Source organism: Arthrobacter sp. Y3221157 (assembly GCF_059089865.1).
The window spans coordinates 103650-114040 of the sequence record NZ_JBNHFD010000004.1; the positions used below are offsets into that span (position 1 = coordinate 103650).

Genomic DNA, 10391 nt, shown 5'->3' on the forward strand with positions numbered 1-10391 from the left:
GAGCTTAGCAGGAAGGTGGGCTCCAAGGGAAAACCAGTCCTGCTCAGGCGTTGCTGACAGGCGAGGAGCACACGGAACCGGGCCTCAGTACCCGGAGAACGAGTCCACGTGCACCCGTCGGGCCCCTGCTTTCCGCGCGGCACGGCGGAGTGAGGCAACGCTGGCGGGCGGGCCGGAGACATAGACTTCACGGCTGCCAATGTCCGGAACAAGGGCCCTCAATTCCTCGGGGTCCAGCCGGGGTGTTCCGGCCGGAACAGCGCCAAATTCCGGCGGGGGTTCCGAACCGTCCGCGAGGCGTACCAGGACCCGGATGCCCGCAGCACGAAGTTCGTCAGCATAGGCGATCTCGTTGGCGCTCCTGGCGAGTAGGAGGAAGACGGCGTCACGTTCCCGGAGCCCTTCCGACCTCAAATGTGAGAGGAAAGGTGTGATCCCGATGCCGGCGGCAATGAGCAGTACAGCTCTGCTGGGGTCGCGGGGGAGGACAAAGTCGCCGCCCACCGAGGTGGCCGTCACCTCGTCGCCGGGCTTCAGCCCCAGGAGCACCTTCTTGGCCGCGGACAAAGGCTCGGCGGTCCGGACGCCAAATCTCACGAGGCCTTCCGCAGGCGAACCTGTCAGGCTAAACACCCGCCGTCGTCCTTTCCCGTCAGACTTGGCGTGTGGCAGGTCGAGCTCCATGTACTGCCCCGGAAGGAAGCGCACCGGCCTGGCCGGCTCGAACGAAAATTCCGTGGTGCTCGGGGTCAGCCTCCGGCTTCCTGTGAACCGCAGCTTCACACCGCCCCGCTGGCCCACCAGGAAGGCAAGGAAGTTGCCCAGCAGCAGCGCCGCCTCGGGGGAATTCGCGATGAATCCGAGATTGTAGGGGACCGCAAAGACAACGCCGACGACGGCGGCCAGCGCCAGCTGCTGCCACCGCCGCGGCGGAAGCGTCAGGGGCTCGGTCAGCATGAACCCGACAAAGAAGAGCACCGGCCGTTGCGCCAGGGCCTGGTAGATGCCCATCCCGGCAGTCATGCCGGCCCTGAGCAGCTCAAAGGTGATGATGCCCGTCGCCACGATGGTGAACACCGAGGCCATCAGGACTTTCCTGGTCCGGTAAAGGACCAGCAGCACGCCCGGGACCAGTAGCCACAGCATGGCAGGCGTCGCTGCCCACCAGGTGGCGATATTGAGCCCGGTAAGGCCGGTGACGAAGGCTCCCACGGCAGCGGGGTTGAAGATGTGCCGGCCGCGCCAGGCGAGGGCGTATTTGGACGCCGACGCCAGCACACATGCCAGGGCGACCCCCGCTACGTCCAACGGCTGGAAGGAAGGCCAGAAGAGGAAGTAGAGCAGCAGCCCGGTGATCAGTGACGATTCCGAGTGCGGCCGTACCCGGAACAGCGCCGCCAGAGCCCGGTTGGAGGCGTAGGTCAGGGCAAGGCACAAGGCCAGGTGAGCCAGCATCTCCGGGATTCCGAAAGTCAGCCAGCCCAGGACCTCAAGCAGCAGGCTGTACACGGCAAGGGCTGCCAGTACCAGGAGGATGAGCCGGTACAGGGTGAACCTGCCAAGCAGGGTATCCATCCGTCCGGTGGCAGATGCGGCAGAACCGGCATGGGGGGTTCCGACAGGGCTCATCTGAACAGTGTCCCTTCAAATTCTTCGGAGTAGCCCGCACTGCCGTCCGAATAAACCGTCAGCCAGGAGAAATCGAACGATCCCTGGAGGTGCGCGCCGGGAACAAAGAAGAGCGCCGTGGCCAGCGCGTCGGCAAGGACAGCTGTCTCCGCCAAGGCCCAGGTCGCGACGGCGGTCTGGACGGGCTTGCCGGTGGTTCCGTCCAGCACGTGGTGCAGTCCATCGCCCCAGGCCCGCCGGTTGGCAGCGGAAGCGCAGAGTGCGCGCCCTGCCAGTTGGACCACCCCAATGGCCTGGTCCGGATTGTAGGGATGCTCCAAAGCCACCGGTACGGGGGACGGGCCGCGTGCCAGGAGATCTCCGCTGCCGTCGACGACGAACGCATCAATGCCCGCCGATTCCAGTTCGGCCGCCAGCAGATCCACCAGCAGCCCCTTCCCGGCGGCGCCGACATCCAGCACCACGGGAGCGTTGGTGGTGATGGATGTTCCGTTCCATTCCAGGACGTCGTCCCAGGCCGGAGCGGGCAGCGGGGAACCGGTCGGCTGCAGCGAGTACACAGCGTCATAACCGAGCCGCTCAAGGCTTGCGCCGATCAGGGGAGTCATGGTCCCGCCAGAGATCTCGTAGAGGGCCCGATACAGCTCCCCGAGATGTCCGGCCTCGTCCGGAAAGCTATAGCGGCCCGGTGTCCGTGCCATGGCACTCACCAGGGAATCGCTGCGAAAACGGGACCAGTCGGCGTCGAATTTTTCAACCCTGGCCAGGATGCGCTCCGTCAGGGACGGCCTCAGCGGAAGGGACGACGAAATTTCCCAGTGCGTACCGATGCCCTCGAACGATATGCCCTCCACGTCCCCTCCCGGCACCGCCTACCGGGCTTCCGACTTGATCTGTTCCACTGCCTGGTTGAAGCCGCCGCTGGTGAGTGAAGAGCCGGCCACCTTCGAAACATTGAGCTCGTCGATGTTCTTGCCCACTACTTGCGCCGCGATGCCGCCCGCAAACTCGCCCTGGAATTTGCGGGTGTTGGGGTTGGAGGGATACTGGGTGATCTGGACGTCCTTCACCGTGCCCGAAGCGAGGGTGAGCTGGACGCCCACGGTCTCGGTGCCGTTGGGCGAGACGTAGTTTCCGTCCGCGCTGTAGGTGCCGTCCTTGTACGTTGAGCCGCTGCCGGGCAGGGAGGACGCGTTCGGCGATGGCGAGGCGGTGGTTTCGGCAGCGTTTCCACCGGTGGAGGCCGGAGCAGTTTCGGTAGCGGAGGGCGCACAGCCTGCCACGGTTCCCACGAGGGAGAGGCCGGCAATACCGGCATAAACGCTCTTGCGCACGGTGGGTCTCATAAGGCTCTCGTTTCGTCATAGGGATCACGGAGTTCAAGCGGTGGTTACGCTGTTGTCAACGCTGGATCCAGCCTATTGGTTCAACCCTGTGCCGTCGTCGGGTTTTCCTTGTGGCCGTCCTGTGTAAGGTGGCCCCGCACAATACGCATGATTCTTTGCTGTCACTGGCCCCCGGTAGGCTAGAGGGGTGACTCCCGAAGAACTCTCCCTCGCCATATCCGCCTGCCTGAAAGACGCCGTTGCCGCCGGTGACATCGCCCTTTCAGCATCAGCTGTGCCTGATGAGGTGCGCGTGGAGCGACCCAAGAACCGGGAACACGGCGACTGGGCAACCAACATTGCCCTGCAGCTGGCCAAGCAGGCTGGCACGAACCCGCGGGAATTCGCCACTATCCTCAGTGCCCGGCTGAAGTCGATCGACGGCGTCTCGGCCGTGGACATCGCCGGCCCCGGGTTCCTGAACATCACCGTTGATGCTGCCACCGCCGGCGCCCTCGCCAAAGTGATTGTTGAAGCGGGCACGCAGTACGGAACCAACTCCGCGCTCGCCGGCCATACCGTGAACATGGAATTCGTTTCGGCGAACCCCACCGGCCCCCTTCACATCGGCCACACCCGCTGGGCCGCCCTGGGCGATTCCATCGCGCGCGTGCTCCGGGCATCGGGCGCGGACGTCACGGCCGAGTACTACATCAACGACGCCGGCTCCCAGATGAACACCTTCGCCAAGTCTGTCTACTCGCGGCTTCACGGCCTCCCGGTGCCCGAGGGCGGGTACCCGGGCCAGTACATCGCCGACCTCAGCCATGAGGTGCTCACCGCGCATCCGGATATCCGCGAACTCACGGAAGTTGCCGCGCTTCCCGTCATCCGCGCCGCCGCGTACCAGGCACAGATGAAGGACATCAAGGCCACCCTCGCGGACTTCGGCGTCGAGTTTGACGTCTTCTTCTCGGAGCAGGAACTGCACGACGCCGGCGCTATCGAAAGTGCCGTGGCGCGCCTTCGCGAGCAGGGCCACGTGTTCGACGACGGCGATGCCGTCTGGCTGCGGACCACGGACTTCGGCGACGACAAGGACCGGGTGATGATCCGCGCCAACGGCGAGCCCACCTACTTCGCCGCCGACGCCGCGTACTACCTCTCGAAGAAGGACCGCGGCTTTACCGAAAAGATTTACCTCCTTGGCGCCGACCACCACGGCTACATCAACCGGCTGAAGGCGATCGCCGCGGCGGCAGGCGACGATCCCGATAAGAACATCGAGGTGCTGATCGGCCAGCTGGTGTCCGTCAACGGGGCCAAGCTCTCCAAGCGTGCCGGCAACATCATCGAGCTCAAGGACCTGATCGACTGGCTGGGCAAGGACGCCGTGCGTTATTCGTTGGCCCGCTTCCCGGCAGATTCGCCGCTGACCCTGGACCCCGAGCTGCTGAAGAAGCACAGCAACGAAAACCCGGTGTTCTACGTCCAGTACGCCCACGCACGCTCACGCGGCGCAGCACGGAACGCCGTGGCCGCGGGAGTGGAGCGCACGGTGGACGGTGAAGACCGCTTCAACGCCTCGCTGCTGGACCACCCCACGGAAAACGAGCTGCTTTCATACCTGGGCAGCTACCCCTCGGTGGTGGCCAAGGCCGCGGAACTGCGCGAACCGCACCGCGTGGCGCGCCACCTGGAGATCATCGCCGGCGCCTACCACCGCTGGTACGACGCCTGCCGTATGGCACCCATGGGCGACGACCCCGTGACCGATGTCAACCGCACCCGGCTGTGGCTCAACGATGCCACCAGCCAGGTGCTGGCCAACGGCCTTGACCTGCTTGGCGTTTCCGCGCCGGAACGGATGTGAGCACCATGACCGTGAAAGCTGAAGGAACCGTGCAGACCGGAAACACCGGATCCCCGCTGGCACCTGAGTGGCTGGCCGTTCCGGCCGACCTCAATGCCTTGCAGGAACCGATGTGGGCGGGCAGCGTGGAACGGAACGACGCCGGATCCCTCACCCTTGGAGGCGTCACGGTCCAGGAACTGAAAGAGCAGTTCGGCACGCCCCTCTTTGTCATGGACGAGGCGGACTTCCGTGCCCGGGCGCGTGCTTTCAAGGACTCCTTTGATGCCGCCTTCGCGGACATCTGCGGCGGCGTGGACGTCTATTACGCCGGAAAGTCCTTCCTCTGCACCGCCGTGGTGAAGTGGGTTGAGGAAGAAGGCCTGAGGCTGGATACCGCCTCAGGCGGCGAACTGGCTGTCGCTGCCCGCGCAGGCATCGCGGGGGAGCGGGTGGCGCTGCACGGCAACAACAAGTCCGACGCCGAGATCAACCGTGCCCTGGACATGGGACTGGGACGCATCGTGGTGGACAGCCTGGATGAACTGGTCCGGGTGGGCGATATTGCCCGGGTCCGCGGGGAACAGGCAAAGGTGATGCTGCGGCTCACGCCAGGCGTCCACGCCCACACCCATGAATTCATCGCCACGGCCCATGAGGACCAGAAGTTCGGCCTCTCCATGGCGGCGGACACCACCGACCAGGCCGGCCTGTCCGCGGCGGAGGAAGCGGTGGCTGCCGCCTCGGCCCACCCCGGCATCGAACTCCTGGGCCTGCACTGCCACATCGGCTCGCAGATCTTTGAGCCGGACGGCTTCGCCCTGGCCGCGGAGAAACTGTTGCGCTTCCTGGCAGCCATGCAGGAAAAGTACTCCATCGTCATGCCCGAGCTTGACCTCGGCGGCGGCTACGGCATCGCCTACACCCCAGTGGACACCCCCCGCCCCGCAGCCGAGATCGCGGAAGCGATGGCCGCCGTCGTGCGTTCCACCTGCGCGGAACTGGGCATCGCTTCGCCGCGCATCTCCATTGAGCCCGGCCGCGCCATCGTGGGCAGCACCACCTTCACGCTCTACGAAGTGGGGACGCTGAAGACCGTGCGCGTCGACGCTCCGGCCGCTTCCGCCGCAGGTGAGGACGGTAACAACGTTACGTATCCGCGCCGCTATGTGTCAGTGGACGGCGGCATGAGCGACAACGCCCGTCCAGTGCTCTACGACGCGGATTACTCGGCGATTCTGGCCTCGCGGACCTCCGCGGCAGCGCCGCAGCTGTCCCGCGTAGTGGGCAAACATTGCGAGAGCGGGGACATAGTTGTTAGAGATGTATATCTGCCCGAGGACGTGGCAGCCGGTGATCTGCTTGCTGTACCGGGAACCGGCGCCTACTGCTGGGCCCTCTCAAGCAACTACAACTATCTGGCCCGGCCGGGCGTTGTCGCGGTGCGCGACGGATCTGCCCGGCTGATTGTCCGCGGGGAAACCGAAGAAGATCTGCTGAACCGCGACATGGGAGCCTGAAGTGACGGAAATGCGAACCCTGAAAGTGGCCCTGCTGGGCTGTGGCAACGTTGGGGCCCAGGTTGCGCGGATCCTGATTGAGGACGCCGACGCCCTTGCTGCCCGCACCGGAGCGCGCCTGGAGCTCAGCGGCATCGCCGTGCGCAACCTGGGCACCAAGCGGGACGTTGAGCTGCCGCAGGAGCTGTTCACCACGGATGCCGAAACCCTCGTCAAGGATGCCGACCTGGTGATCGAGCTGATGGGCGGGATTGAGCCTGCCCGCACGCTGATCCTTTCGGCGCTGAGCAACGGCGCCTGCGTGGTCACCGGCAACAAGGCCCTGCTGGCCAAGGACGGGCCCACCCTGTACGAGGAAGCGGACAAGGCCGGCGTCCAGCTGTCCTATGAGGCCGCCGTCGCCGGTGCCATCCCCATCCTGCGGCCCATCCGTGACAGCCTCTCCGGCGACCGGATCACCCGCGTGCTGGGCATCGTCAACGGCACCACCAACTTCATCCTCGACCAGATGGATTCCACGGGCGCCCAGTTCGCCGACGCCCTGGCCGAAGCCCAGCGCCTCGGCTACGCCGAAGCGGATCCCACTGCCGACGTCGAAGGCCATGACGCCGCCGCCAAAGCCGCCATCCTGGCCACGCTGTCCTTCCACACCCGGTTCGCCCTGGAAAACGTCCATTGCGAAGGTATTACTAAAGTCAGCGCCGCGGACATCGCCGCGGCCAAGGACGCCGGCTTCGTCATCAAGCTCCTTGCCATTGCCGAGAAGCTGACGGACGCCGACGGCGGCGAGGGAGTCTCCGTCCGCGTCCACCCCACGCTCCTGCCCCGCGAACACCCGCTGGCCGCCGTCCGCGGCGCGTTCAACGCCGTCTTCATTGAGGCCGAAAACGCAGGCGAGCTGATGTTCTACGGCCAGGGCGCAGGCGGTACCCCCACGGCCTCCGCCGTGCTGGGCGACCTCGTCTCCGCGGCGCGGCGCCTGGTCCTGGGCGGACCGCAGCGCACCGAGACCACCACCGGCCACGTTCCGGCGCTGCCCATCGACGCCGCTGTGACCAGCTACTACATCGGGCTCGATGTCGCAGACCAGCCCGGGGTCCTGGCCAGGATCGCGCAGATCTTTGCCGAAAATGGCGTCTCCATCGAAATCATGCGGCAGACCATCCACCGCGACGCGGAGTCCAACGTGGAGTCCGCCGAACTGCGGATCGTCACCCACCGCGCGTCAGAGGCCGCCCTCGCGGCCACCGTCGAGGCCGTGAAGGGCCTGGACGTGATCAATTCAGTTACATCCGTTCTGCGGGTAGAAGGAGTCTAAGTGGCTCACCAATGGCGCGGCGTTATCCGCGAATACGCTGACCGTTTGCCCGTGACGGAGTCCACCCGGGTCATCACCCTCGGCGAGGGCGGCACCCCGCTGGTCCACGCGCAGAAGCTGTCCGAACTCACCGGCTCCGAGGTGTACCTCAAGGTGGAGGGCATGAACCCCACTGGCTCCTTCAAGGACCGCGGCATGACCATGGCCATGACGGCCGCCGTCGAATCCGGCGCCCAGGCTGTCGTCTGCGCCTCCACGGGCAACACCTCCGCCTCCGCTGCCGCGTACGCCACCGCAGCCGGCCTGAAGTGCGCCGTGCTGGTGCCCGAAGGTAAGATCTCCATGGGCAAGCTCAGCCAGGCCATCGCGCACGGTGCCACGCTGCTCCAGGTGGACGGCAACTTCGACAATTGCCTGGATATCGCGCGCAAACTGGGGGAGTCCTACCCGGTGTTCCTGGTGAACTCGGTCAACCCCGCCCGCATCCAGGGCCAGAAGACCGGCGCGTTCGAAATCGTCGATGCGCTGGGCGATGCCCCGGACATCCATGTGCTTCCTGTGGGCAACGCCGGCAACATCACCGCCTACTGGAAGGGCTACAAGGAGTACTCGGCGCCGTTCGAGTCGAAAACTGCCGGCACGCTTCCCGCCGTCGCCACCAAGACCCCTGCCATGTGGGGCTTCCAGGCCGCTGGTGCCGCGCCCTTCGTTGCCGGCCATCCCATCACCGAACCGGACACCATCGCCACCGCCATCCGGATCGGCAACCCCGCGTCCTGGGACGGTGCCATCGGTGCCCGTGACGAGTCCGGCGGGCTCATTGGTGCTGTTACCGACGAGGAAATCCTGAACGCCCACCGCTGGCTGTCCTCCCGCGAAGGCGTGTTCGTGGAGCCCGGCTCCGCAGCCGGCGTCGCGGGCCTGCTCAAGAAGCACGCCGCCGGTGAAGTTCCGGCCGGGAAGACCATCGTCATCACCGTCACGGGGCACGGCCTCAAGGACCCGCAGTGGGCCCTGCGCACCGAAGACGGCAGCGACGTGCAGCCCGTCAAAGTGTCCAATGACGTCGTGACCGTTGCCGCCGAACTGGGACTGGAAGAAAAATAACCTTGGACACCACCTCGCAGGCCGCCGTCGGACTGCAACTCATCGAGGCCGGCCAGCGGGTCACCGTCCGGGTTCCCGCCACCTCAGCGAACCTCGGTCCCGGCTACGACAGCCTGGGCCTCGCGCTGGCGCTGCATGACACGTTGACCGTGGAAAGCCTCGACACGGACGAACTCGTGTTCGACCTTCGCGGCGAAGGCGCCGACACCCTGCCGCGTGATGCCAGCCACCTGGTGATCCGCGCTATGGATGCGGCCTTCGAGCGGCTGGGTTTCCGCCACGGGGGCCTCAAGGTGACGGCGGAGAACGTCAACCCGCACGGTCGCGGCCTCGGCTCTTCGGCCTCCGCCGTAGTGGCTGCGGTCTCCGCGGCCAACGCCATGGTTCCGGCCGGCAGCCGACGCGGACAGGACTGGATCCTCCAGCTCACGAGTGAGCTGGAGGGGCACCCGGACAACGTCGCTCCCGCGATATTCGGCGGCCTGGCGCTGTCGTGGCAGGACAGTGACCAGTACAGCAGCACCAACGCCACCGTGGCCCGGTCAGTGATCCCCATCGTGGCGGTTCCGGACTTTGAACTGTCCACCGAGGCGGCCCGCGCGTTGCTCCCGGCAAGCGTGGGCCACCACGCTGCAGCCATGAACTCCGGCCGCGCGGCCCTGCTGATCCACGCCCTCACTCAAAAGCCGGAATTCCTGCTGGCGGGCACCGAGGATTATCTGCATCAGAGCTACCGGGCGGAAGCCATGCGGCCAAGCGCCGCGCTGATCGCAGCACTTCGCGCAGCCGGCCATGCAGCAGTGGTCTCCGGTGCCGGGCCCACCGTCCTGGTCCTCGCAAATGGTGAAGCGGAAGCCGCCAACGCCCTCGCGTTCATTGACTCGTATACCGCGGCCAACACGCCGGATGTAGCCTGGCGCGTACTGAAGCTCGCAGTGGACGTTGAAGGTGCTAAGGTGGACATGCACCGGCGGTAATTCCGCCTATCTGATCTGCTCCTGCATTCAATTGCTATTTGATCTCCTACTGCGAATGCATTCCGGTGCCACCTGCTTGGTCTGACGCAGGAACCTGCAGCATCCAACTGCCCCTGAAAGCGTCAGCCCGGCGTTCCGCCATGGGCGGAGCGCAAGGTGAATCAGTATCCGGCCCTGCTGGCCGAAATCCAACCGGCAAGGCCGAAATCCCGGCTGCAGATCTGAACTGCAGCCCAGATCAAATCATCGCGTCCAGCTCCCAGTCTGGACGCCGTCGAGGGGGAAGGATCCTTCGTGACCGAAACCACTGAGCTGTCACCAGCTGTGGAACTATCTTCAGCCGCCGAATCGCCGGCAGCACCCGCCAAGAGCAGCGGCCTTGCCGGCCTTAAGCTCGCCCAGCTGCAGGCCCTCGCCAGCCAGTTGGGTATCTCCGGCGGTTCCCGCATGCGCAAGGGGGACCTGGTGACGGCGATCTCCGCCCATCGTGCCGGCACTCCCACCACGAAGGCGCCGGCCAAGGTTGCTGACAAGGCCACCGCGGTCACGGCTGCTCCCGCTGCCGACGAATCCGGCATTATCGGCACCGCCATCGGCCTGGCCCTGCGCGGCTACCGGCCGGTCTGCGAGATCCAGTTCGACGGGTTCGTCTTCCCCGGCTTC

9 protein-coding genes are annotated in these 10391 nt (G+C 65.9%); 6 read left to right on the forward strand and 3 right to left on the reverse strand.

Features of this window, described 5'->3' with window-relative positions; genetic code table 11:
• Window positions 1-84 precede the first annotated feature (84 nt).
• The 3 genes from AC5RTT_RS02710 to AC5RTT_RS02720 are packed head-to-tail and all read right to left on the reverse strand — an operon-like array spanning window position 85 to window position 2975.
• Entirely contained in the window at window positions 85-1629 is a 1545-nt protein-coding gene (locus AC5RTT_RS02710) for a ferredoxin--NADP reductase (RefSeq protein ID WP_494143900.1), read from the reverse strand.
• Window positions 1626-2483, reverse strand: a complete 858-nt coding sequence (locus AC5RTT_RS02715; RefSeq protein ID WP_494143901.1) for an FAD:protein FMN transferase — start codon at window positions 2481-2483, stop codon at window positions 1626-1628. Before AC5RTT_RS02715 ends, AC5RTT_RS02710 begins: the two co-directional genes overlap by 4 nt.
• A gap of 18 nt (window positions 2484-2501) precedes the next feature.
• Window positions 2502-2975 (reverse strand): FMN-binding protein, encoded by a 474-nt coding sequence (locus AC5RTT_RS02720; protein ID WP_494143902.1) that lies wholly within the window; start codon window positions 2973-2975, stop codon window positions 2502-2504.
• Between the two features lie 187 nt (window positions 2976-3162).
• On the opposite strand from AC5RTT_RS02720, the gene argS reads away from it, so the two are divergent.
• From argS to AC5RTT_RS02750, 6 genes are all read left to right on the forward strand, one after another.
• The gene (gene argS / locus AC5RTT_RS02725; protein WP_494143903.1) at window positions 3163-4827 is read left to right on the forward strand and encodes an arginine--tRNA ligase; all 1665 of its coding nucleotides are present in this window, start codon (window positions 3163-3165) and stop codon (window positions 4825-4827) included.
• A 5-nt stretch (window positions 4828-4832) separates the two neighbouring features.
• Complete coding sequence (lysA, locus tag AC5RTT_RS02730; RefSeq protein ID WP_494143911.1) at window positions 4833-6326, forward strand: diaminopimelate decarboxylase; 1494 nt, start codon at window positions 4833-4835, stop codon at window positions 6324-6326.
• Window position 6327: 1 nt separating this feature from the next.
• On the forward strand, window positions 6328-7644 hold the full coding sequence (locus tag AC5RTT_RS02735; protein WP_494143904.1) for a homoserine dehydrogenase: 1317 nt from the start codon (window positions 6328-6330) through the stop codon (window positions 7642-7644).
• A complete protein-coding gene (gene thrC, locus AC5RTT_RS02740; protein WP_494008645.1) occupies window positions 7645-8751 on the forward strand; it encodes a threonine synthase in 1107 nt (368 codons plus the stop codon). It abuts the gene before it with no gap.
• Window positions 8752-8753: 2 nt separating this feature from the next.
• Window positions 8754-9728, forward strand: a complete 975-nt coding sequence (gene thrB, locus AC5RTT_RS02745) for a homoserine kinase (RefSeq protein WP_494143905.1) — start codon at window positions 8754-8756, stop codon at window positions 9726-9728.
• A 294-nt stretch (window positions 9729-10022) separates the two neighbouring features.
• On the forward strand, window positions 10023-10391 hold a 369-nt coding region (locus AC5RTT_RS02750; RefSeq protein ID WP_494143906.1), incomplete at its 3' end, for a Rho termination factor N-terminal domain-containing protein.